The sequence below is a fragment of the Aeromonas sp. R4-1 genome (genome assembly GCF_040908325.1).
GTDB classification, from domain to species: Bacteria; Pseudomonadota; Gammaproteobacteria; order Enterobacterales; family Aeromonadaceae; genus Aeromonas; species Aeromonas veronii.
This window is the reverse complement of record NZ_JBFODM010000003.1, coordinates 44,147-69,411: the sequence shown is the minus strand read 5'-3', so window position 1 is coordinate 69,411 and position 25,265 is coordinate 44,147. Positions and strand designations below refer to the sequence as shown.

Annotated in this window: 27 protein-coding genes; 14 read left to right on the top strand and 13 right to left on the bottom strand. The window is 61.0% G+C overall.

Going from position 1 to position 25,265, the window contains the following annotated elements; genetic code table 11:
• Positions 1 to 65: 65 nt before the first annotated feature.
• On the bottom strand, positions 66 to 680 hold the full coding sequence (locus tag AB5Y90_RS00350) for a TetR/AcrR family transcriptional regulator (RefSeq protein WP_042052376.1): 615 nt from the start codon (positions 678 to 680) through the stop codon (positions 66 to 68).
• A gap of 201 nt (positions 681 to 881) precedes the next feature.
• Between AB5Y90_RS00350 and hpt the strand changes: the two genes are divergently transcribed.
• The 8 genes from hpt (at position 882) to AB5Y90_RS00310 (ending at position 6,652) form a co-directional block, all read left to right on the top strand.
• Positions 882 to 1,412: a hypoxanthine phosphoribosyltransferase gene (gene hpt / locus AB5Y90_RS00345; RefSeq protein ID WP_368166394.1), complete on the top strand. Its 531-nt coding sequence runs from the start codon at positions 882 to 884 to the stop codon at positions 1,410 to 1,412.
• Positions 1,413 to 1,523: 111 nt separating this feature from the next.
• Positions 1,524 to 2,441 (top strand): ABC transporter ATP-binding protein, encoded by a 918-nt coding sequence (locus AB5Y90_RS00340; RefSeq protein WP_005354634.1) that lies wholly within the window; start codon positions 1,524 to 1,526, stop codon positions 2,439 to 2,441.
• A complete protein-coding gene (locus AB5Y90_RS00335) occupies positions 2,438 to 3,211 on the top strand; it encodes an ABC transporter permease (RefSeq protein ID WP_005335622.1) in 774 nt (257 codons plus the stop codon). Before AB5Y90_RS00340 ends, AB5Y90_RS00335 begins: the two co-directional genes overlap by 4 nt.
• A gap of 226 nt (positions 3,212 to 3,437) precedes the next feature.
• Entirely contained in the window at positions 3,438 to 4,589 is a 1,152-nt protein-coding gene (locus AB5Y90_RS00330) for a double-cubane-cluster-containing anaerobic reductase (RefSeq protein WP_368166393.1), read from the top strand.
• Between the two features lie 9 nt (positions 4,590 to 4,598).
• The gene (locus tag AB5Y90_RS00325; protein WP_157161986.1) at positions 4,599 to 5,381 is read left to right on the top strand and encodes an acyl-CoA dehydratase activase; all 783 of its coding nucleotides are present in this window, start codon (positions 4,599 to 4,601) and stop codon (positions 5,379 to 5,381) included.
• Positions 5,378 to 5,686 (top strand): DUF3343 domain-containing protein, encoded by a 309-nt coding sequence (locus AB5Y90_RS00320; protein WP_064339450.1) that lies wholly within the window; start codon positions 5,378 to 5,380, stop codon positions 5,684 to 5,686. Before AB5Y90_RS00325 ends, AB5Y90_RS00320 begins: the two co-directional genes overlap by 4 nt.
• Positions 5,687 to 5,700: 14 nt before the next feature.
• The gene (locus AB5Y90_RS00315; protein WP_232489825.1) at positions 5,701 to 6,120 is read left to right on the top strand and encodes a MauE/DoxX family redox-associated membrane protein; all 420 of its coding nucleotides are present in this window, start codon (positions 5,701 to 5,703) and stop codon (positions 6,118 to 6,120) included.
• A gap of 4 nt (positions 6,121 to 6,124) precedes the next feature.
• Positions 6,125 to 6,652 carry a rhodanese-like domain-containing protein gene (locus AB5Y90_RS00310; protein ID WP_157161984.1) on the top strand — a complete coding sequence of 176 codons (528 nt, stop codon included), beginning with the start codon at positions 6,125 to 6,127 and terminating at the stop codon, positions 6,650 to 6,652.
• Positions 6,653 to 6,731: 79 nt separating this feature from the next.
• Here the strand turns inward: AB5Y90_RS00310 and AB5Y90_RS00305 are convergent, their stop codons facing one another.
• From AB5Y90_RS00305 to thpR, 9 genes are all read right to left on the bottom strand, one after another.
• Complete coding sequence (locus AB5Y90_RS00305; protein WP_201944462.1) at positions 6,732 to 8,099, bottom strand: cation:dicarboxylase symporter family transporter; 1,368 nt, start codon at positions 8,097 to 8,099, stop codon at positions 6,732 to 6,734.
• Positions 8,100 to 8,243: 144 nt separating this feature from the next.
• Positions 8,244 to 9,098 (bottom strand): pantoate--beta-alanine ligase, encoded by an 855-nt coding sequence (gene panC / locus AB5Y90_RS00300; RefSeq protein ID WP_019445357.1) that lies wholly within the window; start codon positions 9,096 to 9,098, stop codon positions 8,244 to 8,246.
• A gap of 201 nt (positions 9,099 to 9,299) precedes the next feature.
• The gene (panB, locus tag AB5Y90_RS00295; RefSeq protein WP_005335640.1) at positions 9,300 to 10,094 is read right to left on the bottom strand and encodes a 3-methyl-2-oxobutanoate hydroxymethyltransferase; all 795 of its coding nucleotides are present in this window, start codon (positions 10,092 to 10,094) and stop codon (positions 9,300 to 9,302) included.
• Complete coding sequence (gene folK, locus AB5Y90_RS00290; protein ID WP_100647200.1) at positions 10,091 to 10,600, bottom strand: 2-amino-4-hydroxy-6-hydroxymethyldihydropteridine diphosphokinase; 510 nt, start codon at positions 10,598 to 10,600, stop codon at positions 10,091 to 10,093. The genes panB and folK overlap by 4 nt, the downstream gene beginning before the upstream one ends.
• Positions 10,601 to 10,611: 11 nt before the next feature.
• Positions 10,612 to 12,078 carry a polynucleotide adenylyltransferase PcnB gene (gene pcnB, locus AB5Y90_RS00285; protein WP_005335642.1) on the bottom strand — a complete coding sequence of 489 codons (1,467 nt, stop codon included), beginning with the start codon at positions 12,076 to 12,078 and terminating at the stop codon, positions 10,612 to 10,614.
• 168 nt (positions 12,079 to 12,246) lie between these two features.
• Positions 12,247 to 13,155, bottom strand: a complete 909-nt coding sequence (gluQRS, locus tag AB5Y90_RS00280; protein ID WP_368166392.1) for a tRNA glutamyl-Q(34) synthetase GluQRS — start codon at positions 13,153 to 13,155, stop codon at positions 12,247 to 12,249.
• A gap of 111 nt (positions 13,156 to 13,266) precedes the next feature.
• A complete protein-coding gene (dksA, locus tag AB5Y90_RS00275) occupies positions 13,267 to 13,716 on the bottom strand; it encodes an RNA polymerase-binding protein DksA (protein ID WP_005335644.1) in 450 nt (149 codons plus the stop codon).
• 119 nt (positions 13,717 to 13,835) lie between these two features.
• Positions 13,836 to 14,579: a DNA/RNA nuclease SfsA gene (sfsA, locus tag AB5Y90_RS00270; RefSeq protein ID WP_368166391.1), complete on the bottom strand. Its 744-nt coding sequence runs from the start codon at positions 14,577 to 14,579 to the stop codon at positions 13,836 to 13,838.
• Positions 14,576 to 15,118: an RNA 2',3'-cyclic phosphodiesterase gene (gene thpR / locus AB5Y90_RS00265; RefSeq protein ID WP_204478172.1), complete on the bottom strand. Its 543-nt coding sequence runs from the start codon at positions 15,116 to 15,118 to the stop codon at positions 14,576 to 14,578. The genes sfsA and thpR overlap by 4 nt, the downstream gene beginning before the upstream one ends.
• 178 nt (positions 15,119 to 15,296) lie before the next feature.
• Here thpR and hrpB point away from each other — a divergent pair, with 178 nt between their 5' ends.
• From hrpB to AB5Y90_RS00250, 3 genes are all read left to right on the top strand, one after another.
• The gene (hrpB, locus tag AB5Y90_RS00260) at positions 15,297 to 17,744 is read left to right on the top strand and encodes an ATP-dependent helicase HrpB (RefSeq protein ID WP_368166390.1); all 2,448 of its coding nucleotides are present in this window, start codon (positions 15,297 to 15,299) and stop codon (positions 17,742 to 17,744) included.
• Positions 17,745 to 17,817: 73 nt separating this feature from the next.
• The gene (mrcB, locus tag AB5Y90_RS00255; RefSeq protein ID WP_368166389.1) at positions 17,818 to 20,136 is read left to right on the top strand and encodes a penicillin-binding protein 1B; all 2,319 of its coding nucleotides are present in this window, start codon (positions 17,818 to 17,820) and stop codon (positions 20,134 to 20,136) included.
• A gap of 58 nt (positions 20,137 to 20,194) precedes the next feature.
• Positions 20,195 to 20,596 (top strand): VOC family protein, encoded by a 402-nt coding sequence (locus AB5Y90_RS00250; protein ID WP_201990110.1) that lies wholly within the window; start codon positions 20,195 to 20,197, stop codon positions 20,594 to 20,596.
• A gap of 78 nt (positions 20,597 to 20,674) precedes the next feature.
• Here AB5Y90_RS00250 and AB5Y90_RS00245 read toward each other — a convergent pair whose 3' ends face one another.
• Entirely contained in the window at positions 20,675 to 20,995 is a 321-nt protein-coding gene (locus AB5Y90_RS00245; protein ID WP_005335659.1) for an SMR family transporter, read from the bottom strand.
• Entirely contained in the window at positions 20,992 to 21,378 is a 387-nt protein-coding gene (locus AB5Y90_RS00240) for a multidrug efflux SMR transporter (RefSeq protein WP_005335660.1), read from the bottom strand. Before AB5Y90_RS00240 ends, AB5Y90_RS00245 begins: the two co-directional genes overlap by 4 nt.
• Before the next feature lie 158 nt (positions 21,379 to 21,536).
• On the opposite strand from AB5Y90_RS00240, the gene AB5Y90_RS00235 reads away from it, so the two are divergent.
• The 3 genes from AB5Y90_RS00235 to ppa all read left to right on the top strand — a co-directional run bounded on the left by AB5Y90_RS00235 (position 21,537) and on the right by ppa (position 24,855).
• Positions 21,537 to 22,418 (top strand): LysR family transcriptional regulator, encoded by an 882-nt coding sequence (locus AB5Y90_RS00235; RefSeq protein WP_201990108.1) that lies wholly within the window; start codon positions 21,537 to 21,539, stop codon positions 22,416 to 22,418.
• Between the two features lie 109 nt (positions 22,419 to 22,527).
• Positions 22,528 to 24,108: a DUF3369 domain-containing protein gene (locus tag AB5Y90_RS00230; RefSeq protein ID WP_368166388.1), complete on the top strand. Its 1,581-nt coding sequence runs from the start codon at positions 22,528 to 22,530 to the stop codon at positions 24,106 to 24,108.
• Positions 24,109 to 24,324: 216 nt separating this feature from the next.
• Positions 24,325 to 24,855, top strand: coding sequence for an inorganic diphosphatase (gene ppa, locus AB5Y90_RS00225; protein ID WP_157161974.1), 531 nt, complete (start codon positions 24,325 to 24,327; stop codon positions 24,853 to 24,855).
• 27 nt (positions 24,856 to 24,882) lie between these two features.
• Here ppa and AB5Y90_RS00220 read toward each other — a convergent pair whose 3' ends face one another.
• Positions 24,883 to 25,230, bottom strand: a complete 348-nt coding sequence (locus tag AB5Y90_RS00220; protein ID WP_368166387.1) for a hypothetical protein — start codon at positions 25,228 to 25,230, stop codon at positions 24,883 to 24,885.
• Between the last annotated feature and the right edge of the window lie 35 nt (positions 25,231 to 25,265).

Sequence of the window (25,265 nt, the reverse complement as noted above, 5' to 3'; positions counted from 1 at the left end):
CCACATCCGGCCATAAAAAAAACGGCGCCACTCAATGAGTGACGCCGTATTTTCGTTAAGCCGTGTTAGCGAGCCTGAATTGGCGCCGTCACGTACTTGAACAGGAAATCAGTCACCTCTTGGCGCACCGGGCGCTGAGGTTGATTGATCATCTGCATCATCACATAGCCAAAACCGGTCAGAGAGCGGGCCAGATCCTGTGCCGACAGCACACTGGTGATCTCCCCTGCATCCATGGCGGTTTGCAGCTCGCTGGCGATCAGCTCAAGGCAGTGATCGAGCAGGCGGGTATAGCGGGGCCATACCTCTTCCCGAACCGAGGAACTCCACTCCAGCCAGATACCGGCATAATCCGGTTGATCGTAGGCCGCATCGACAGAGAGGCGTACATGACGCTGAATCTTGTCGAAAATGGAGCCCTGGTCACCGTATGCCTGCGACAGCATCTGGTTCACAAAGCGTTCGATCTCGGCCAGCACCTCATCTACCAACTCCTCGCGGGTGTTGAAATAGTTGAAGACAGTAGCCACAGAGACCTTGGCCTGTTCGGCTATCTCGGCGTGACCTGCACGGCCAATACCGCGACGGGAGAACACCTCGATGGCACATTCCATCAATTGGGAGCGACGAGCTTCCGGCGACAGCCGGGTACGACGTCTTATTTCTGCGCGTGGTTCCATAGTTTTTATCATCTAATAGTTATTGATTATGGTGTTTATAGTATTTTAACTAATCATGCCTGAGTGCCTGCTAACTCTATCAATTAAAATAAGCTGATAAAAGCACCACGTATCTCTAGCACCCTTCGACATGAGTGGTAGAATCATCGGTTTTGATATTCATGAACGGCCAAATCCCCTTTGGCCTTATGGGAGTAAGTGATGAAACACACCGTCGAGGTGATGATCTCCGAGGCTGAAATCGCCGCCCGGATCGCCAAATTGGGTGAAGAGATCACCGCCCGCTATCAGGGTTCTGACGAAGTCGTGATGATTGCGCTGCTGCGCGGTTCCTGCATCTTCCTGGCCGACCTCTGCCGCCAGTGCCAGCTGCCCATCACTCTGGACTTCATGACAGCCTCCAGCTACGGCTCCGGCATGCACAGCACCCGTGACGTCCGCATCCTCAAAGACCTGGACGATGACATCAAGGGCAAGGATGTGGTGATCGTGGAAGACATCATCGACACCGGTTACACCCTCAACAAGGTGCGCGAGATCCTCTCCCTGCGCGAGCCGAAATCCCTGGCCATCTGCACCCTGCTGGACAAACCCTCCCGCCGCGAAGTGCAGGTGCCGGTCGACTGGATTGGCTTCGCCATTCCGGACGAATTCGTGGTCGGCTGTGGCATCGACTACGCCCAGAAGTACCGCAACCTGCCGTTTATCGGCAAAGTGGTACCCCAGGAGTAAGCCAGGTTCAGGAATATCACGGGTGAAGCGGTCTTGCGCCCTTTACTCTGTGCAGGCGGCCTTGGCCGCCTTTTCTGTATCGAGCCGGATTCAACCATCACAGAGGTTGCAATGAACGCATTGGAAATCAGCGGCCTGAAAAAGACCTATCAGGGGGGCGTTGAAGCCCTTAAAGGCATCGATCTTACCGTCAGGCAGGGGGATTTCTTCGCCCTGCTCGGCCCGAACGGCGCGGGCAAATCCACCACCATCGGCGTCATCAGCTCGCTGGTGAACAAGAGCGCCGGCAAGGTGAAGGTATTTGGCTACGACATCGACAGCGATCTCGAACAGGCCAAGGCCCAGCTCGGGCTGGTGCCACAGGAGTTCAACTTCAGCCAGTTCGAGAAGGTGATCCAGATTGTCACCCATCAGGCCGGTTTCTACGGCGTGCCCAAGGCAGAAGCCAAGATCCGCGCCGAGAAGTACCTGCGCCAGCTCGATCTGTGGGAGAAGCGCGACATGCCTGCCCGCACCCTCTCCGGCGGCATGAAGCGCCGTCTGATGATCGCCCGCGCCCTGATGCACGAGCCCAAACTGCTGATCCTCGATGAACCGACCGCCGGGGTCGATATCGAGATCCGCCGCTCCATGTGGACCTTCCTCAAGGATCTCAACGAGCAGGGCGTCACCATCATCCTCACCACCCACTATCTGGAAGAGGCCGAGATGCTCTGCCGCAACATCGGCATCATCGACAAGGGTCGGCTGATCGAGAACACCAGCATGAAGAATCTGCTGGGCAAGCTGGGTCGCGAGACCTTCCTGCTCGACCTTGCGCCAGGTTCTGCCGTACCCGAGGTGCCAGAGTTCAACGGCCGCATGCCGGATGAGCGCACTCTTGAGGTGGATCTCGACAAGAGCCAGTCACTCAACAGCCTGTTCGAGCAGCTGTCGAACCAGCAGGTGCAGGTCGTGAGCATGCGCAACAAGGCCAACCGGCTGGAAGAGCTGTTCGTCAATCTGGTCGAAGAGGGGAGAAAAGCATGAATCTGGCCATCTATTACATCGCCTTCAAGAGCATTCTGGCAAAGGAGGTGAGCCGCTTTACCAGGATCTGGATCCAGACCCTGGTGCCACCGGCCATCACCATGAGCCTCTACTTCGTCATCTTCGGCAACCTGATCGGTTCGCGCATCGGTGATATGGGCGGCTTCACCTATATGGAGTTCATCGTGCCCGGCCTTATCATGATGTCGGTGATCACCAACTCTTACTCCAACGTCGCCTCCTCCTTCTTCAGCGCCAAGTTCCAGCGCAATATCGAGGAGATGCTGGTGGCACCGGTGCCCAACTACGTCATCATCGCCGGTTACGTGGGCGGTGGCGTGGCGCGCGGCCTCTGCGTCGGCCTTATCGTCACCCTGGTGTCGCTGTTCTTCGTGCCGCTGCAGATCCACCACCTGTTCAGCGTCTGCTTCACCGTGCTGCTCACCGCGATCCTCTTTTCGCTGGGTGGCCTTATCAACGCGGTGTTTGCCAAGACCTTCGACGACATCAGCATCATCCCCACCTTCGTGCTGACACCGCTCACCTATCTGGGCGGGGTGTTCTACTCCATCAGCCTGCTGCCCCCCTTCTGGCAGAGTGTCTCCCAGGTGAACCCCATCATCTACATGGTGAACGCGTTCCGTTACGGCTTCCTCGGTATCTCCGACGTGCCGCTCGGCACCGCCTACCTCATCATCATCGGCTTTATCGTGGCCCTCTACGGCATCGCCTGGTGGCTTATCTCCCGCGGCACCGGACTGCGCCACTAATGACCAAAACGGGCACCTCGCGGTGCCCGTTTTTTATTCCCCCTGTAGCCCCTTCAACCTGCTAGTCCCCTTCTCAATAACCTGCTTGTCATTAAGGATTTACCTGACACCTTGTGATCCACCGCAATTTTCGAATTACCCCCAAAGGTATAATTCTCGCGGTTGGATGTGCCGTCACGGATGGCTCGTCCGTCTCTTCATTTCTCTCATCAGGGCAGGATCGCCTATGTCACTTATCACCGAGTTGCCAGCCATATTCGATAGCTTTTCAGATGCCCGTCGTCAGGGCTTTCTGGCTGTAATGGCACTCAAGGAGCGACAGATCCCCCTGGTCGGCACCTACTGTACCTTTATGCCGCAGGAGGTGGCGATGGCCACCGGCGCCGTGGTGGTATCGCTCTGCTCCACCAGCGACGAGACCATCGAGGAGGCCGAGAAAGACCTGCCCCGCAACCTCTGCCCGCTGATCAAGAGCAGCTACGGTTTTGGCAAGACCGACAAGTGCCCCTACTTCTACTTCTCCGATCTGGTGGTGGGGGAAACCACCTGCGACGGCAAGAAGAAGATGTACGAGTACATGGCCGAGTTCAAACCGGTGCATGTGATGCAGTTGCCCAACCGCGCCGATGACGAGGCCTCCCGCACCCTGTGGCGCAGCGAAATCGTCCGCTTCAAGGAGTTGCTGGAGCAGCAGTTCGGCAAGCCCATCAGCGAGCAGGCATTGCGAGACGCCATCGTGCTGAAAAACCGCGAGCGCCGCGCGCTGGCCGATTTCTACCGGCTGGGCCAGCTCAATCCGCCGGCACTCAGCGGTACCGACCTGCTCAAGGTGGTCTATGGTGCCACCTTCCGCTTCGACAAGGAGCAGCTCATCAGCGAGCTGCAGGAGATGACCCGCCGCATCAAGGTCGAGTATGCCGAGGGCAAGCGGCTCGATGCCCGCCCGCGCATCCTCATCACCGGCTGCCCCATCGGCGGCGCAGCCGACAAAGTGGTGCGCCTCATCGAGGAGCACGGCGGCTGGGTGGTGGGTTACGAGAACTGCACCGGCGCCAAGGCAACCGAGCAGTGCGTCAGCGAAAAGGGCGACCCGTTCGATGCGCTGACCGACAAGTATCTGGCCATCGGCTGCTCCTGCATCTCCCCCAACCACCAGCGCATGAATCTGCTGAGCCAGATGGTGGAGGAGTATCAAGCGGACGGAGTGATCGATGTGATCCTGCAGGCTTGCCACACCTATGCGGTGGAGTCGCTCGCCATCAAGCGCCATGTGCGCGAACGCCACGGTATCCCCTACATGGCAGTCGAGACCGACTACTCCAGCGCCGACAAGGGACAACTGACCACCCGGCTGGCCGCCTTTATCGAGATGCTGTAAGGAGGCGCCGTGTCACTCTCCATCGGGATTGACTCGGGCTCCACCGCGACCAAGGGGATCCTGTTCGACAACCGGGATGGCGGGCGTATCGTCCGCCGTTTTCTGGTGCCGACCCCCTTTCGTCCGCTGGCTGCCATCGAGCAAGGCTGGGAGGAGCTCTCGGCCGATTTGCCAGAGCGCCCCCACCTGACCCTGACCGGCTATGGCCGCGATCTGGCGTCGTTCGCCGATCGCCGGGTTACCGAGATCTCCTGCCATGGGCTGGGGGCTCGCCTGCTCTGCCCATCGGTACACACCGTCATCGACATCGGCGGGCAGGACAGCAAGGTGATCCAGCTCGATAGCGACGGCAACCTCACCGATTTTCTGATGAACGACAAGTGCGCCGCCGGCACCGGTCGCTTTCTCGAGGTGATCACCCGCACTCTGGGAGCTCGGGTCGAGCAGCTTGACGAACTGCTGCAAGGGGCCGAGCCCCACGACATCAGCAGCATGTGTACCGTGTTTGCCGAATCGGAGGCGATCAGCCTGCGCTCGGCGGGCATTCCGGCCGAGTCAATCCTGGCCGGTATCGTCCGCTCCATGGCCCGGCGCAGTGCCAACTTTATCGGCCGCCTCGGCGCCCGACCGAGCGTGCTCTTTACCGGCGGCGTCAGCCACTGCGCCACCTTCCGCCACTATCTGGCCGAAGGGTTGGGCTGCGAAGTGGCCACCCACCCGGATGCCCAGTTTGCCGGTGCGCTGGGGGCTGCCCTGTTCGGCGCGCGCGCCAGCACAGGAGGCAAATCATGAATCAGGAGTTTCTCTACCTGTTCCACTCTACCCTCGGCACGGTCAGACTGCGCAAGCGGCTGGAGCAGCACGGTCAGTCGTTTCGGGTCTGCGATGTGCCGCGCCTGCTCAGCGCCGGCTGTGGCCTCGCCATTCGCCTCCACTGCCCGCCAGATGAGTGGCAACAGTGGTGTCAGAACGGTGAAACCGCCGCCGTCTTTCGCTGCGAAGCGGACGGCGACTATCAGGAGCTGGCCTGCTATCCGGCCGATAGCTCGGACATGGCGAAGCAAACGCCAGTGGTTGGCAGTCGGAGTCATGGATGATAAAGAGCTATCCCATGGCTGTTTATCTGCGCATGCTGGCCAATCTGGCTCTGGGAGGATTCTTCCTCGCCTCCGCCGGGTTCAAGCTGATATCCCCCGCCCTGTTTGTCGAGCAGATCGGCGCCTTTGGCCTGATCTGGCCGCTGCTGATCCCGCCGGTGGCCTGGGGGCTGATTGCCCTTGAGCTCTGCGCAGGGCTTGCAGTTATCGCCAACCGGCGCTGGGGACTCTGGCTGGTGATCGGGCTGCTCGCCCTGTTTATTCCGGTGTTGGGCTATGGCGTTGCCATCGGGCTCGACATCTCTTGCGGCTGTCTGGGCAGGGCTGATCTCAGCTCGTTGCCGGAGGCCATTGTGCGGGATCTGCTGCTACTGACGCTTGCGGGCGCCCTGCTGCGAACTTCCCGCCCCGTTTTTCCCGTTCCAAAGGAGTAGTGACATGATGACATTGCGATCCCGCACCCTGGTAGCCTCGCTGATCGCCGCCAGCTTTGCCCTCGCGGGCTGTGGCGACAACCAGTTCGAGCAGGAGGTGAAGCTTGAGCAATCGGCTGTACAGCTGGCACAGGAGGCGCAGCAGGGGGGCTATCAGCTGCTGACCGTGGCCGAGCTGAAGACCCGGATGGACAAGGGCGAGGAGCTGGTGATCATCGACACCATGCCTTTTGAGGACTCCTACAAGAAAGAGCACATTCCGGGGGCCAAAAACTTTGTCTTTGTGAAAGAGGCCAAGGCTGGTGACAACTGGAGCGAAATCGTCGAGGGGAGCGGTACACCGGAGCAGTTCCAGGCGCTGCTGGGTGAAGACAAGTCCCGCCCTGTGGTGATCTACTGCGGCTTCGTCAAGTGCGGCCGCAGCCACAACGCTGCCGCCTGGGCGGTGACTCAGGGCTATCAACAGGTCTATCGGGTGCCTGGCGGCATCTTCGCCTGGAAAGGCGCCGGTTACCCCGTCTCTGCCGAATAACCGCGTCTGCCCACAAGGCAACACAGCCGATATGAAAGAAGCCCGCAACTGCGGGCTTCTCTCATTTTGATGCTGGCTGTCAGCTGGCGACTCGGGACGCTTCGCCTTGCGCGACATCGCTCTGCGCCTGTTCACCCAGCAGGCGCTTGGTGATCATCGCCGCCATGATGGAGCCGTTGACGTTGAGAGCGGTACGGCCCATGTCCACCAGCGGCTCGATGGCGATCATCACCCCCACCAGCGCGATGGGGAAGTTGAGGGTGGAGAGCACGATCAGCGCGGCGAAGGTTCCGCCACCGCCGACGCCGGCCACCCCGATGGAGCCGAGCGCAATCACCGGCAGCAGGGTCAGCAGGAACAGCGGGTCAAACGGGTTGATGCCAAGCATGGGGGCAATCATCGCTACCATCATGGCCGGATAGATGCCGGCGCAGCCGTTCTGGCCGAGGTTGGCACCGAACGAGGCGGCAAAGTTGGCGATGCTGGCGGGCACCCCAAGACGCTGCTGGGTCTCGATACTGAGCGGGATGGAAGCCGCGCTGCTGCGGGAGATAAAGGCAAAGGTGAGCACGCCCCAGACTTCCCGCAGATAGTGCAGCGGGTTCTGACCGATCAGCAGCAGGATCACCATGTGTACCGCAAACATCGCCAGAATGGCGACGTAGCAGACCAGAATAAAGCCGAGCAGGCTGAGGATCTCGCTCAGGGGATAGTGAGCCACCACCCGGGCGATCAGCGCCATTACGCCATAGGGGGTGAGCGCAATCACCACCCGCACCATCTTCATCACCCACAGTTGCAGGGTGTCGATGGCCACGGCTGCGCGAGCACCCGCCTGCGGATGCTCCACCTTCAACTGCAGCAGGGCAACCCCCGCCAGCACGGTAAAGATCACCACGCCGATCACCGAGAGACCGCGGCTACCCGCCATATCGGCGGCAAAGTTGGTGGGCACCAGCGAGAGCAGCAAGGCAGGCAGAGTCTGGGCACTGTCGATGGTGCTCATACTCTGTTGCAGAGCTGCCGTGTCGCTGTTGTGACTCAACAACCCGGCTGCGGTGAGACCGCTCAGGTGGGTCACCGTCATCCCCACTACACCGGCGATCATCACCAGGGTCAGCATGGAGCCGATCAGCACGGCGCTGATCTTGCCGAGGGACTGGGCCTGATCCAGCTTGTTGATGGCGGAGAGGATGGAGGTGAACACCAGCGGCATCATCACCACCTTGAGCAGGCTGACATAGCCACCGCCGACGATATTGACCCACTCCAGGGTCTGCTGAACGCTGGCATCATCGGCGCCCCAACCCAGTTGCAGCGCCAGCCCGAACAGGGAGCCAAGCAGCAGACCCGCAAGTACCTTGCGCGAGAGTGGCACCGAAGCGGGTAGCCGGGTCAGGGCAAAACAGAGCAGACAGAAGAGTAACGAAGCAAACAAGGTAAACATAAATAAACACCTGTAGCGGCCATCAGGGCCGATTGTGGAGAGAGAAAACCGCGGGTGCGAGCAGAGTCGCGAGGGAAAACGCCAAATGGCAGGCGTGAAAAAGCAGCGGACGCCCGGGAAGGCGTCCGCTGGCAATCGGGGGAATTACTTCTTTACGGTGACGACGCGGTTGTCGATAAGGCGGGCCTTGCCAAGATAGGCAGCCATCAGGATCACCAGCTGCGCGCTCTCATCTGTGGCGGATTCGAGGGTGGCGGCATCGACGATGTCGATGGCATCGGTACGAAAACCGGCGTTGTCGAGACGCTGACTGGCCTGCGCCACCAAGGAGGGCAGGTGGTGGTCACCCGCTTCAATCTGCTCGGCGATCCAGTTCATGGTGCGCGCCAGCTCGGGGGCGATGGCCCGCTCGGCGGCTGTCAGGTAACCGTTGCGCGAAGAGAGCGCCAGCCCGTCTTCGGCCCGCACGGTCGGCACGCCGACGATCTCGATGGGCATCGCCATGTCGGCCACCATCTTGCGAATGAGCGCCAGCTGCTGGTAATCCTTCTGGCCAAAGCAGGCCACATCCGGCTGTACCAGATTGAACAGCTTGGTGACGACGGTGCTGACCCCGCGGAAGTGACCCGGACGCAGCGCCCCCTCCAGCAGATTGGAGAGACCCGGCACCTCGACGAAGGTCTGGCTGGCCAGCCCCTGCGGATACATGATCTCTGGCGTCGGGGTGAACACCATATCGACCCCGGCCGCTTCCAGCGCAGCGCAATCCTGCTCCAGAGTGCGCGGGTAGTTGGCAAGATCCTCGGCCTTGTCGAACTGCATCGGGTTGACGAAGATGCTGACCACCACTTTCTCGGCGTGGCTGTGCGCCTCTTTCACCAACGTCAGGTGGCCCTGATGCAGGTTGCCCATGGTGGGCACGAATGCGATGGCACGCCCTTCACGGCGCCATTGGCTGATCTGCTCACGCAGAACGACGGGATTATTTACGACCAACATCAGCAGTTCACCTTCCGATAAATCAAAAAGAGAGACGGGTTGCATCTACCGGTAGCGCTCGGGCTGGATGGGGCACGAACATGGCTATCAGCAGTTCACCTTTAGATGAATCAATAAGATACGGATTAGCTATACGGATTAACTGTGCAAGGCTGACAAGCAGAGACAGGGGCCGCAGCCCCCATCATGCAACCGTCAGGATCAGTTGAAGCAGTGTTCCGGGCCGGGGAAGCTCCCCTCGCTCACCTGCTGGACATAGAGGCGGATGGCGGCACGCACATCGCCGGTCTCGGCCAGGAAGTTCTTGGTGAACTTGGGCACATAGCCGGAGGTGACGCCAAAGGCATCGTGCATCACCAAAATCTGACCATCGGTCGCGGGGCCGGCACCAATGCCGATCACCGGGATGCGAAGCGCCTTGGTGATGCGCTCGGCCAGCGCAGTGGGCACACACTCGAGCACCAGCAGCTGGATACCGGCCGCTTGCAGTTCGAGGGCCTGACGGTAGATCTCCTGCGCCTGAAACTCATCGCGCCCCTGCACCTTGAAGCCGCCAAAGACATGAACGGATTGCGGAGTGAGGCCGAGGTGACCGCACACCGGCACCCCGTTGCGGGTGAGGTGGCGGATGGAGTCACAGAGCCAGTCGCCCCCTTCCATCTTCACCATGCGGGCACCGGCCGCCATCAGGCGGGCAGCGTTCTGGTAAGTCTGCTCGGGGGTGGCGTAGCTCATGAACGGCATGTCGGCGACCACCAGTGCCTTGCTGGCACCACGCGCCACACAGCGGGTGTGATAGACCATCTCATCCATGTTGACCGCCAGGGTATCCTGCCCCCCTTGCAGCACCATGCCCAGTGAATCACCGATAAGCAGCACGTGGGCCCCCTCGTCGTCGAACAGCTTGGCAAAGGTGGCATCATAGGCGGTGATGGCGGTGAACTTTTGACCTTCCTGCTTCATCTTCAGCAGGCTGGCGGTGGTGATCTTGCTCATAGAGGCTCCTGTACGTCTGCACACGGGGCAATGATGGCCAAATCATTGTGCGGGCAGCGGGCAACCAGTCGGGCGAGCGGGGTGCCGCAGGGCAGCACCAGAGCAGGCGCAATTTCGGCAAGGGGCAGCAGCACGAACTCCCGCTCCTTCATGCCGTAGTGGGGTACGATCAGGCGCTCATGGTTGATCACCTGATCCCCATAGAGCAGCAGATCGAGATCCAGAGTTCTCGGCCCCCACCGCTCATCTTTGCGCACACGTCCCTGTTCCAGCTCGATTTTTTGTAATTGATCCAGCAGCGCAAGGGGCGCGAGCCGGGTATTGAGCCGGGCCACGGCATTGACGTAGTCCGGTTGGTCAGCAGGCCCCATGGGGCGGCTGCTGTAAAACGACGAGGCCTCCACCAGCACAGATTCCGGCAACCTTGCCAACGCAGCAACGGCGCGACGAGCCTGACCCAGCGGGTCAGACAGGTTGGAACCAATGGCGATGAAGACCTCGGTCATCACGTCTGTTGTCACTCGGCCACTTTCGGTTTGCGGCGACGGGGGCGACGACGGTTGCGGCTGTTGCTGCTGCGCTTCTCGCCATCGTGGCTACGGGCCTCGCCGCGCTCACCGCTGGCCGGGCGACGGGTCGCTTCACGCTGCAGTTGCGGGCGCACATCCGGATTGGAGGCAACATAGCGCTCCCACCAGCTGGCCAGCTCACCCAGACCGCGCTCGACCCGGTTGCGCAGCAACAGGAAGTCGAACGCCGCGCGGAACTTGGGATGCTCCATGGCGCGCTCGGGGTGCTTGCCCTGACGACGGGTCAACCGCTGTTGCAGTGCCCAGATGTCGCGGACATCTGTGGTGAAACGGCGGGGAACGGCGATGATCCGCACCTGATTGTCCAGCACCTCGTTGATCGCCAGCATGAAGGCGTCATACCAGGGCAGGCCGCTCTCGTTCTCCAGCACCCGACCACGGGCCTCGACGCAGCCCCACAGCAGGGTGGCGTAGAGGAAGGCGGGGGTGACGCGCTTATCTTCACGAACCCGGGTATCGGTATCGATCAGTGCCTGCTCGATAAACTGCTCGTAGGGCGAGTTGCCGTGCGGGGTAAACAGCGCCGCCACTTGCGGGAAGAGCTGTTGGAACAGGCCATACTCGCGCAGCAGTTTGTAGGTCGCCAGACCGTCGCCAGCCAGGAACAGCTTGAGGGTCTCCTCAAACAGGCGGGCAGCCGGGATGTCTTGCAGCAGTGGCGCCAGCTCCTTGATGGGGGCAGCGGTACGCGGACTGATAGTCATATCCAGCTTGGCGGCGAAGCGCACGGCGCGCAGCATCCGCACCGGATCTTCACGATAACGGGTCTCGGGATCGCCGATCAGCTCAAGCTTGCGCTCGGCCAGATCTTCCAGACCCCCTTCGAAATCGTGCAGGGTGAAATCTTTGGCGCTGTAGTAGAGGGCGTTGACGGTAAAGTCGCGGCGCTCGGCATCCTCTTCGATGGTGCCGTAGACGTTGTCGCGCAGCAGCATCCCTTCATCAGACTGGGCCGACACATGTTTGCTGGTATTGACCTGATGGTGGTGACCCCGGAAGGTGGCCACTTCGATCACGTCACGACCAAAGACAATGTGGGCCAGGCGGAAACGACGGCCAATCAGGCGGCAGTTGCTGAACAGCGCCTTGATCTGCTCCGGCGTCGCATCGGTTGCGATGTCGAAATCCTTGGGCGTCTTCCCGAGCAGCAGATCCCGGACTCCGCCGCCGACCAGGTAGGCTTCGTAGCCGCCCTTGTTCAGGCGATAGAGCACCTTGAGTGCATTCTCGCTGATCTCTTTGCGCGAAATAGGGTGCTGATCACGGCTTAAGGTACGACGTTGACCGGCGACGCGGGCTGGAATGGGGGATTCCACCGACTGCTCGCCGTCTTCCTTGCCGAGCACCTTGCGGCAAAAGTTTGCGATCTGGGAAAAAATGGTACACCTCTTCATGACTTCTAAATTGACGGGAGGCCAAAAAATAGCGGCCTATCATAGCTCACGCCTAACCAAATGAAAAACCGTGCTGACAATTGATCCCGTTTGAAACGGATCATCCCGGTAAAATCACAATCAACAGCGGCAATTTACGCTCAATCAAACAAAAATCACCTGGTCGACTCAGCAATCCGCGAGCGGGATCTTCTCGCTGGCTGGCACCCGTTCTAGCCGCCAGTTGGCGATGCCCCATTCGATGATCTCGTCGATCCGGCTTGCCATCAGCTCGGGCGGCGGGCACTGGCCGAGGAAGTGCAGCGCCTGCCACAGGGCCGGTCGCACCTCATCGAGCGCCAGGGCCGGCGCATGGTTCTGCTTGGAGAGCTTGTTGCCATCTGCCAGCACCGCCAGCGGTAGATGCACCCAGTCGGGCACCGGTGCCCCCAGGGTCTGGTAGAGGGCAATCTGGCGCACCGTGGGTTCGAGCAGATCGGCGCCGCGCACTATCTCGGTGATGCCGCTGTCCATATCATCCACCACCACTGCCAGGTTGTAGGCGTAAAGCCCGTCGCGACGGCGGATAATAAAATCCTCCTCGGCAAGCGCCGCAGGGACCGCGATATGGCCCTGCAAACGATCGTCGAAGTGGTAGACCGGATGGTGCTGCCGCAGCCGGGCCGCGCAACCTTCGGCCGCAAGCCCGAGGGTACGGCAGTGGCCACTGTAGAGACCGCCCGCAGCCATGATTTCGCGCCGGGTGCAGCGGCACCAGTAGAGGTCCCCCGCCCGATAGAGCTGGTCGATGATCTCGTCATAACGGCCATGGCGCGCGCTCTGGAACATCACTTCCCCATCCCACTCGAGGGCATATGCCTCAAGAGTCTTGAGGATCAGGTGCGCAGCCCCCGCCATCTCCCGCGGCGGATCGATATCCTCGATGCGCACCAGCCAGCGTCCTTGCTGCGCTCTGGCCTGCAAAAAGCTGCCGAGGGCGGCGATCAACGAACCGAAATGAAGCGGGCCTGAGGGTGAGGGGGCAAAGCGGCCGACATAGGGACGTGCAAGGGGTGAGGACAGGGGATTCACTGGCATGACTGTTCGGGTAAGCGATTCATTGAGGCTGCATTCTGGGGCGCGACCGCCAAAAGCTCAATAAAAAAGGGAGCCCGCGAGCTCCCTTTTTCATATACCAGAGGGTCGGGATCAACCGGCCATCTGTTTTTCCTTGATCTCTGCCAGCGTCTTGCAATCGACACAGAGGTCGGCAGTCGGACGGGCTTCCAGACGACGGATACCGATCTCGATACCGCAGTGTTCGCAGTAACCGAAATCATCGTCTTCAAGCAGCTGCAAGGTCTTCTCGATCTTCTTGATCAGCTTGCGTTCACGGTCGCGGGTACGCAGTTCAAGAGCGAACTCTTCTTCTTGCGCGGCACGATCCACGGGATCCGGGAAGTTGGCAGCCTCGTCTTTCATATGGTCGACGGTACGATCAACTTCCTGCATCAGTTGGTTGCGCCAGGCACCCAGGATCTTGCGAAAATGCGCCTTTTGTTGGTCATTCATGTACTCCTCACCCGGCTTTTCCTGGTAAGGCGCGACACCCGCAATGGCCAGGGGGCCCAGAGATTTCCTGTTTTCGCCTGTTGGCATGCCCTGTCTCCTAATTCAGCACGCTACCCGTGCCATCCATAAATTGAGGGCGACATCTATAGCAGAAGGGTAACGGGTAAGCAAACGAGCCGTACCAATAATGTTACCCACTCCAATATTTATGCACTCCCCTCGGGTAACAGGTGACCAGATTCAAACGGGATAAACCCTTGAGCCACCATGCCTTGCACCCCAACATGGGGCCGATAGCATAAAATTTCAACCCCCGCCGCGATTGCCTGCTCAATTAGCAGACTATAGTGCGGATCTATGTGTGCTGCAGGGCGCATCCGGCTTATTCCGGAGTGCAACACCATAAAGAGCAGCACGGCCCTGTGGCCCGCCGCTTTCATCGCCATCAACTCGCGCAAGTGCTTGGCACCACGGGCGGTGACCGCATCGGGGAAGTAGCCCATACCAGCCTCCTCCCGCCCGTCGAGCAGGGTGACCGATTTTACCTCGATGTAACAATTGCCCTTCTCGTCATCTTCCAGCAACAGATCGATGCGACTGTTCTCTTCGCCATACTTCACCTCGGTGCGCAACCGGCTGTAACCCGCCAGCGGAGCGATAGCCTCCTGCTCGATCAGCTCGCGGGCGATCTGGTTGGCGCGCGCCGTGTTGACGCAGATAAAGTGGCCCGCCGGGCTCTCGGCGATCTCCCAGCTGTTGGGCAGCTTGCGCTTGGGGTTATCGGAGGTGGAGTACCAGACCCGGGTGCCCGGATCGGCACAACCGGTCATGGCACCGGTATTAGCGCAGTGGATGGTAATGACCTCGCCGTTATCGAGTTGCACATCGGTCAGAAAGCGCTTGTAGCGGGCCACCAGCTGGCCCGATTGCAGGGGGGGATCAAAAATCACGGGTTAGCCCTCCGCGCATCTTCTTTTATCCGGGCACGCAGCGGCCAGCAGGCAAGCGGCTCATAGCGCACCCCGTCCGAAGTCGAGATGGATTGATAGAGGCAGAACTCATCGGCCTGCAGCAGAAAATTTGGGGCTGGCAGGATGGCAGGGGCCTCGACCGCCTTGCGCGACAGGGTGACATGGGGGCGATAACCCTGCTCGCCATTACCAAGACGCAACTTCTCGCCGTGGCGGCGCAGCGCCTTCGCCAGCACGGTCAGCTCGTTGGGCCACTCTTTCGGGCCAATCCAGGCTGCCTTGGCCCGGCTGAACCAGCCGGTCTCATCCAGCCTGATGGAGAGCGGCGGACAGTGCTGACGCTCCACGGCGGCGATCAGGCGGCGGGTGGTCAACTCGTCAGCCTCCCCCAGAAAGGCGAGGGTCAGGTGGAGGTTGGCTTGCGGCACCGGCTGACCGGGCCAGGGCAGCTGATCGCGCCAGGCGATGAGCTCGGGGGCGAGCTCCTTGACGGGCAGGGCAAAGAAGAGTTTGGCCATGTGGTGATAATGCCTTTTTCACGCTCATTGGATGAGCCCATTCTATGGCAGCCATCCGGCCATGTCTCGCCAGCCTCCCGCCCGAGTGGCCATATCCGCACATCCACTCACGGTGGCGCGGGTGGCTGTGGCAGAATAGGCGCCGTTTTACCGGTTGCCACAGAAGGTGCTCATCGCTTTGTCCCTGCTCCCCATCGTTTCGGTATTACCCGAACTCTTTGCCGCCCTCGACAGCCACACCAGCGTGATCCTGCAGGCGCCACCCGGCGCGGGCAAATCGACCCTGCTGCCGCTGGAGCTGGTGCGCCAGAACCGGCTGTCCGGCCGTATCATCATGCTGGAGCCAAGGCGGCTGGCGGCGCGCAATATCGCCAGCTTTCTGGCCCGTCAGCTGGGGGAGAAGGTGGGCGAGCGCATTGGCCTGCGGGTGCGAGGCGAGAGCCGCACCAGCTCAGCGACCCGGCTCGAGATCGTCACCGAAGGGGTGCTGACCCGGATGTTGCAGCAGGATCCCGAGCTCGGCGGCGTCTCGCTGGTGATCTTCGACGAGTTCCACGAACGCAGCCTGCACGCCGATACCGCGCTGGCCTTCGCCATCGAGAGCCAGCAAGGGCTGCGCGATGACCTAAAGCTCCTGGTGATGTCCGCCACCCTGGATGGCATGGCGCTCGAGCGCCTGTTGCCGGATGCCCCGGTAGTTCGCTCCGAAGGGCGCGGTTTTCCCATCGACTACCACTACCGCCCCGCCAATCGCCAGCAGTGGCTGGAGCCGCAGGTCGGCGCCGTAGTATTGGAGGCGCTGGCCGCCCACCGCGGCAGCCTGCTGGTCTTTCTGCCGGGACAGGGGGAGATCGAGCGGCTGGCACAGTGGCTGGAAGGGCGGCTGCCGGATGATGTGACCCTCGCCCCCCTCTACGGTCGCCTCGACATGGCAGCACAGCAGGCGGCCATCGAGCCGGCACCTGAGGGCCGCCGTAAGCTGGTGCTCACCACCAATGTGGCGGAGACCTCCCTCACCATCGAGGGGATTTCGGTGGTGATCGACAGCGGGCTGGAGCGGCGGGCCTCGTTTGATCTGAAAAGCGGCGTCACCCGACTGGAGACGCGCCAGATAGCCAAATCTTCCGCCACCCAGCGGGCGGGCCGTGCCGGTCGTCTCGGCCCCGGTGTCTGCTACCGGCTCTGGAGCAGCGAGGTGCAGGAGCGGCTCGCCGAGCAGAGTCCGCCAGACATTCTCACTCAGGAGCTGACCGGCCTGCTGCTGGACGCCGCCCAGTGGGGTGCCAGGGTGGAAGAGCTGCCGCTGCTGGACATGCCCCCCGCCGCCGCGGTGGCCAGCGCCCAGCGGCTGCTGGTGGCCCTTGGCGCCATGAAGCCGGAGGGTGAGCAACAACTCACTCCCGCTGGCCGCGCCATGGCCGCCTTCGGTACTCACCCTCGTCTCGCCCGCATGCTGCTGCGCGCCCGCGAGCTGGAAGCTGAAGGTCTGACAGGGATTGTCGCCGATGCCGCTTATCTGGTGGCGTTGCAGGAAGAAGATCTGCGAGGATCGGAGCGCCTCTCTGTACTGTTCCACCGCCGTCAAAGTGCCCTGCGCCAGAGCGCGGCCCGCTGGTTTGAACGGCTTGGCGCCCGCCCTGCCTGTGCGCAGGGTCAGTGGCTGGGGCTGCTCTGCGCTCTCGCCTGGCCGGATCGCATCGGCAAACTGCGTAGCGGCAGTCGCTATCAACTCAGTGGTGGGGTGAGCTGCGATCTGGTAGAAGGTCATCCCTGTCAGGGACAAGCCGCCCTTATCGCCATCGAGATGGGGCAGAACGATCGCGGCAGCCGCATCTTTATCGCCGAACCTGTCGATCTGGACGAGCTGGTTCGCCTGCTGCCGGAGCTGGTGAGCGAACGGCAGTGGTTCGACTGGGATGAGCGGGAAGAGCGGGTGCGCGCCGAACGCCAGCAGGTGATCGGCGAGCTGGTGCTGGGCCAACGACCGCTGACCGAACTTTCTGACGAGCAGAAAGGGCGCTGCCTGCTGCAAGGCATTCGCCGCAAGGGGCTGCATGTGTTGCCGTGGGACGAGAGCAGCGAAGGGCTGCTGGCCCGCATGCGCTGCGCCCGCGACTGGCTGCCCGATGAGGGGTGGCCCGCGATGGATGACGAGAGCCTGCTGGCCGACCTAGAACAGTGGCTGCTGCCAGCGGTGAGCGGCATGACCCGGCTGGAGCAGTTGAAAAAGCTCAACCTCGGCGACATCCTGCGCCAATCCCTGCCCTGGCCGTTGCCCAAACGGCTGGACGAGGCGCTGCCCAGCCACTTTGCGGCGCCCACTGGCAGCCGGGTGCGGATCCGCTATCAGCCAGGGCAAGCACCGGTGATCCCGGTGCGCATTCAGGAGATGTTCGGGCAAGGTTCGACCCCCTGCGTGGCCGATGGCCGGGTACCGCTGGTGGTGGAGCTGCTATCCCCCGCCCAGCGACCGCTGCAGATCACTGCCGATCTGGCCGCTTTCTGGGCAGGATCCTACGAACAGGTGAAGAAAGAGATGAAGGGGCGCTATCCCCGCCACTACTGGCCGGATAATCCGCTGGAAGCGATGCCGACCAAAGTCACCAAGAAGAAGATGGGCATCTAGGTTCGGCGGGTTAATCCCGCTCGAACGTTCGCGAATGCGACATAACAAGTAGAAAGGAAAGCAAAGAGGATTTATGGCAACCCAACGACGCAAGCGTGCCCCCAAGAAGGCAGCGCCCAAACGCACCATCTGGCGCAAGCTGTTCTGGCTTGGCTTCAAGCTCTCCCTGGTGGTGGTGGCCTTTATGGTGGTGTTTGGCATCTACCTCGATACCAAGGTGCGCGAGCGCTTCGATGGCGAGAAGTGGCAGCTGCCGGTGATGGTCTACAGCCGCCCGCTGGAGCTCTATCCCAGCCAGCGCCTGTCGCGGGACCAGATGCTGCGCGAGCTCAATATGCTGAGCTACAAGCAGGTGCGCCAGCCTCACACGCCGGGTGAATACACCATCAACGGCAACCGCATCGAGCTGATTCGCCGTCCGTTCGAGTTCTATGATGGCGCCGACGGTGCCCGTGGCCTGCGCCTCACCTTCAACGGCCCGCGCCTTGAGGGGATCCAGTCGCTGGAGAACCAGCGCCAGCTCGGTTACGCCCAAATGGACCCGGTGCTGCTCGATCGCCTCAATACCGAGGATCGGGAAGATCGCCTGCTGGTACGCATCGCCGAGGTGCCCGACAGCCTGCTGGTGACCCTGCTCACCACCGAAGATCGCGACTTCTACCAGCATGGCGGCGTCTCGCCGGTGGCCATCATGCGCGCCATGTTCGCCAACCTGATCGCGGGTCGTACCGTGCAGGGGGGCAGTACTCTGACCCAGCAGCTGGCCAAAAACTTCTTCCTGACCCGTGAGCGCAGCCTGTGGCGAAAGCTGCAGGAAGCCTACATGGCTGTGCTGATCGACTATCGCTACAGCAAGGACGAGATCCTCGAGTCCTACCTCAACGAGGTCTATCTGGGACAAAACTTCTCGCAAGGGGTCTACGGTTTTGGCCTCGCCTCCTACTTTTACTTCGGCATTCCGGTCAACGAGCTGGATATCGATCAGGTCGCCCTGCTGGTCGGTCTGGTGAAAGGCCCCTCCTATTACGACCCATGGCGCTTCCCGGAGCGGGCCAAGACCCGCCGTGATCTGGTGCTGAAGCTGCTGATGGATCACGGCAGCCTGACCCAGGCCGAGTATGAACTGGCCAGCCGCCAACCCCTCGGCATCATCGCCCGTGGCCAGATGAGCTATGGCCGCACCCCGGCCTTTATGGGACTGCTCAAGCGGGAGATCCAGAGCCGCTTCGGCGCCGATCTGCTCAAGCAGTCCGGCCTCAAGATCTTCACCAGCCTCGACCCCATCGCCCAGCATGCGGCCGAGCGAGCGGTCGAATCGGGCCTCGCAGATATCGAAAAGCTGCGCGGCAAGAAGAAGCTGGAAGCGGCCATGGTGGTCTCCGACTGGCACAAGGGCGAAGTCGTCGCGCTGGTGGGTGGCCGCGATCCCCGCTACGCCGGGTTCAACCGGGCGCTGGATGCCCGCCGCCAGATCGGCTCGCTGGTGAAACCGGCGGTCTACCTCACCGGTCTCTCCAACGGCCTGACCCTGGCGACCCCGCTCAAAGATCAGCCGATCCGCATTCGCGGTCAGGATGGTCAGGTCTGGACACCGCAAAACTACGATCGCAAGTTCCGCCAGAGCGTACCGCTGATGGATGCGCTGGCCAGCTCCCTCAACGTACCGACCGTCAATCTGGGTCTGCAGGTGGGGCTGGAAAAAGTGGTCGATACCCTGCACAAGCTGGGAGTCCAGCAGGAGATCCAGCCCTATCCGTCGCTGGTGCTGGGGGCGGTGGCCCTCTCCCCGCTGGAGGTGAACCAGATGTATCTGCCCATCGCCAATCAGGGGCTGACCCAGCCGCTGTCGGCCATTCGCGCCGTAGTCAACGGGGATGGCAGCCTGCTCTATCAGCATGATCAGACCGCCAAGCGGGTCACCGACCAGCAAGCAAGCTGGCTGACCCTGTTCGCCATGACCAAGACGGTGAGTCAGGGCACAGCCCGCGCCCTCAGTGCCAAGTTCCCGGGCGCCACCATGGCGGCCAAGACAGGCACCACCAACGAGCTGCGCGACTCCTGGTTTGCCGGGATGGACAACAACGAGCTGGTCAGTATCTGGGTCGGTCGCGACGACAACACCCCGGCAGGCTTGACCGGTGCCAGCGGGGCACTGCAGCTCTTTAGCGGCTACATGAGCCAGCGCGGCGTCAACAGTCTGGGATTGAAGATGCCGGAAGGGGTCACCTGGGCCAACTTCTCCCGCGCCAGCGGCACCCGCGTCACCAGCGACTGCCCGGGCAGCCTGCAGGTGCCGGCCAAAGCCTCCACCATGGGCTCCCCGGCCGGCTGCGCCAGCAGCGCGACGCCGCGCAGTGCGCTGGATGACTGGTTCGGCGGTTTCTTCAACTAGATCAACGACACGGGCAGCGCAGGCTGCCCGTTCACTATGCTGCTGACAAGGAAACACCATGACCTTTCCGCTGTTTGACTCCATCCACCATGTGGCCATCATCGCCAGCGATTACCCACGCTCGCGCCACTTCTACCACGAGGTGCTGGGGCTACCCATTATCGCCGAGACCCTGCGCGAGGCGCGCCAGTCGTGGAAACTGGATCTGGCCCTGCCGGACGGCAGCCAGCTGGAGCTGTTCAGCTTCCCCTCGCCTCCCGAGCGCCCCTCCCGCCCCGAGGCGTGCGGCCTGCGCCATCTCGCCTTTCGGGTCAGCGATCTTGACCGGGTCGTCGCCCACCTGCTGGCCCATCGGGTCGAGGTAGAGCCGGTACGGGTGGATGAGCTGACCGGCAAGCGCTTTACCTTCTTCGCCGACCCCGACGGCCTGCCGCTGGAGCTCTACGAAGCGCCGCGCTGAGCCTGCATCGACCAAGCAATCAGCCAAACAAAAGCCGCCCGGTTGCTACCGGGCGGCTTTTCTTATTGCTTCAGGTCATCAAGCGGTAGTCAGCATAACGACAGCCAGCGCCATCACCATCATGCCAGCCCAGCCGATGGGCTTGAGCCGCTCACCGAAGAAGAGCAAACCGCCCAGCGCCGTACCGACGATGCCGATAGCCCCCCAGGTGGCGTAGGCAACAGCCAGGTCAATCTGGCCGCCACTTACCGCTTCCGAGAGCAGGGTAAAGGCGCCGAGTACCAGCATGATCCCCAGGAATCCCCACCCCTTGTAACGAAAACCCTTGGAGCGGTTGATGGCCATGTTGGCGCCGATATCGATCAGTGCGGCACCCAATACAATCACAAACGGACTCATGCTGTGGCCTCCGCTTCTACTGACTTGTCTGCGGGCTCATCATGGGTCTCCCCCATGGTCACCATAACAATCCCCACTATCGCGAGAGCCAGGCCAATCAGCTCCTGAACGGTCACATCGTAACCAAGGAACATGACCGACACTATGGTGATCAGGGTGATCCCGAGCCCCTCCCAGAGCGCAAACGCAATACCAATGGAGATTGTTTTGGCGGCTTTCGCCAGCAACCAGTACGAGAAACCGATCAACAGCCACATCGGGATGTAATTCATCCAGCCAGCTCCCTGCTCGGGGATCATGGCCATGCTGGAGGTACCGGCGACCTCGGTCACGATGGCACCGGTCAAAAACAGCCGGGCCAGAAACATACGACTTAATAACATATAAGATGCCTTTGTTGCTTCGACGGGAGAGATGGTAAACGGGGAGAAGCAACTCGCGACAATCGCTCAGCGTCGATTATTCCGACGCTACAGGTTTGCCTTGCCTTGGTTTGGCACGCTAAGGTGATGGTGAAAAACTCCGCCACAGCCTGTAAAACATGAAGCTATATCAGATAGAACTCTTTGTAGAGTCAGCCAATAGCGGCTCTATTGCCAACACCGCCCGTCGCCTCGGCAAAAGCCGCAGCGCCGTCAGCACCGCCATCGCGGCGCTGGAAGTTGAGCTTGGCGTCGAACTTTTTGAACGAGGTGCCAATCAGAGTCGGCTGACCGAGATCGGCGAGCTGGTGCTTGATGATTGCACTCGCCTGCTGCAGGCAGCCAACAGCCTGCAGCAGAAGTGCAAACATTACGCCTCGGGGGCCGAAGTAGCGCTACGGGTCGCCCGCGATGACGCGATTCCCGAACCGGTGTGGCGCGAGATGCTGACCGCCTTGCACAGCCAGTTTCCCGGCACCAGTATCTCGCTGGTGCTCGCCTCCCCACCCGAACTGCCGGCGCTGGTGGAAGAGGGATTCGTCGATGCCGCTTTTGGCCTTATTACCGAAGATCAGGAGCGCAGCGGCCTCAATATCGACATGCTCAACCCGATCCGCACCCTGATGGTGGTGGCACCCAGCCATCCGCTGGCCGGACTGAAGCGGGTCAAACAGCAGGATCTGACCGATCACACTCAGGTCACCCTCTCGTATGTAGATGAATTTTCGGTAAAAAGCCTGCTACCTGTGGGAGGCCAGCATATCGGTCTCTCCAGCTTCGAGTTGATGCGCAATGCGGTGCTGGACGGACTGGGCTGGGCGGTGCTCCCCTCGCCACTGATCCAGAGCCAGCTGCGACAAGGCTCCCTGCTGACCCTGAAACACAAGTTCAGCCTGCAGTGGCGAGATTACGGGGTCTATCTGGCGGAAAACGCCTATCACGGCAAGGTGTTGGCCTGGTTGAAGAAGTCGATCCAGGGGTATCTGGAACCTTTCGAGTAGCGATAAAGAGGCGGAGCCAGCTCACGATATCTACTTATCCTGATGATCCGAGCGGATGTGACCGTGCATACTCTTCACATACTCATTGAGCGCCGGAGGCGTAACCGATATGAGCAGTGCCCAAGACAAGGACGATATCTTGCTGGACGACGACATCATCGAACTCGATGATGAGGAGGTCGTGGTCCCCAAGGCACTCAACCCATGGCAAGTGCTGATCGTGGATGATGAGCCGGATATCCATCATGCCACCCGCCTGGCCCTCTCCAACATTCACTACAAATCCCGTCCGCTGGAGCTGCTCAATGCCTACAGCGGCGCCGAAGCTGGCCGCATGCTGGAGGCCAATCCCAGGATTGCACTGATCCTGCTCGATGTGGTGATGGAGACCGAAGATGCAGGTCTGCGGCTGGTGCACCGGATCCGCAACGAAATGCACAACTCGCTGGTGCGGATCGTGCTGCGTACCGGCCAACCCGGCCAAGCCCCCGAGCAGCGGGTGATCCTCGATTACGACATCAACGACTACAAAACCAAGACCGAGCTGACGGTACAAAAGCTCTACACCACTGTCATCGCATCCCTGCGTTCATACGAAACCCTCAGTGCCATCGACAAGAGCCGGCAGGGGCTCGGCAAAATTCTGGAAGGGGCGGGCGATCTCTACCATCTTCATTCACTCAAGGAGTTTGCCTCCGGCGTGCTGAAACAGATCAGCGCCATTCTCGATGTGGGCACCGAAGGGGCTATCTGCGCCGAGCGCCGTCCCGGCGAACAGGGGCTGGAGATCCTCGCCGCCACCGGCGACTACGAGACTCTGCTGGATGATGGCAAGATCACCGACTTCCCCACCCTCAATGACTCGGTCATGAAGGCACTGGCGGCGCGCTGCAACCGCTTTGAACACCCGCAGGACTCCCTCTATATCGCCGCCCAGAATGGTCGCGAATTCGTGCTGAGTTTTACCCCGACCCAGCCTCTCGATCCCCTCGAGTGCGATCTGCTGGATGTCTTCTGCCAGCGCATCTCGGCAGCCTACGACAACCTCTATCTCTACAACCAGTTGCTGCGCGCCCAGGAGGCCACCGTGGTGGCACTGGCGGCGCTGGCGGAGTTTCGCGACTCCGATACCGGCGAACATGTCTTGCGGGTGCAGAAGCTCTCGGATGCCATCGTGGCCGAATTGAAGCAGATGACAGCCTATCCCGAGCAGCTGACCCCGGAGTTTATCGAGATGATCGGCATGGCCTCCATCCTGCACGATGTGGGCAAGGTGGGTACCCCGGACCATATCCTGCACAAGCCCGGACGTTTCGACCCGGAAGAGCGGGCCATCATGGAGCAGCACGCCGGTATCGGCGCCAATATCCTGCACAAGGCGGGCGAAATGGTGGAGGGAACCAGCTACCTCTCGCTGGGGGCAGAGATCGCCCGGGGCCACCACGAGCACTTCGATGGCAAGGGCTACCCGCAGCAGCTGGCTGGCCAGCAGATCCCCCTGTCGGCGCGGATTGTGGCGGTAGTCGATGTATTCGATGCCCTGCTCAGCAAGCGCCCCTACAAGGAGCCCTGGACGCTGACGCAGACCATGGAGTATATCCAGTCCCGATCCGGTACCCAGTTTGACCCTCATGTCGTAACAGCCCTGTCGCGACTGGTCAACGAATCGAGACTCCCCTACTCGCTCTGACCCTCTTTGCTCGCAACTCCACATGCCCTGCCGGTGACCTTGCTCACCGGCAGGGCATCAAAACAGCCGTTTTGTTGCATCCCGCACACATCAAAGCGCCGCAAACCGGAAACATCCCCCTTCTTTGTTAGCGATAGCCGCTGAAATATGGTCATTTAACATCACATCGCTATAATATCGGCCTGCAAACCTGATACTAACAACGAAGGAATTATCATGAGCCTGAACCTGGTACCGGCCGGCAATAGCCTGCCCGACGATATCTATGTCATCATCGAAATCCCGCAGAATGCCGACCCGATCAAATACGAAGTCGACAAGGACAGCGGTGCTATTTTCGTCGATCGCTTCATGTCTACCCCGATGTTCTATCCGTGCAACTACGGCTACGTGAACGCGACCCTCTCTCTGGATGGTGACCCCGTCGACGTACTGGTTCCGACCCCCTACCCGCTGCTGGCCGGTTCCGTCATTCGCTGCCGCCCGGTTGGCGTGCTGAAGATGACCGACGAATCTGGCGAAGATGCCAAGATCGTTGCTGTACCGCACTCCAAGCTGACCAAGCAGTACGACCACATCCAGGATGTGAACGATCTGCCGGAACTGCTGAAAGCCCAGATCCAGCACTTCTTCGAGCGCTACAAAGAGCTGGAAGCGGGCAAATGGGTCAAGGTGGAAGGCTGGGGCGACAAGGCTGCTGCCGAAGCCGAGATCAAGACTTCTGCCGAGCGTTACGCTGCCAAGTAAGCGTCACTCGGTATGAAAAAAGGCGCCTTATGGCGCCTTTTTTGTCGGTATTTGCGGCAGCTGACCGGCCGCATCTCCGGCAGGATTGCCCTGAATGTATATTTCACGACCATCTTTCTGGTAGGGACGATAGTAATCACCGCCACAGCGATAGCCACCGCCCGGCTGGCTCATCAGCTCGCAGTTGACCGGCAACACCTCCAGCCACTTGATAGACTGCTGGTAGCGCAGCCACTCCTGCCATTCGTGTTCGCGCGCCAGCTGGTCACGCAGAGCAAAGGTATCAGCAACGGACATCCCCTTGTTGACGATCACCTGACCCGCCATGGCTGGCAGGCTGAGCAGCCCTGACAGCACTATGATCCAAGGCTTCATAACCCCTCCAGAGTGACTTAATTTCACAATTAAAT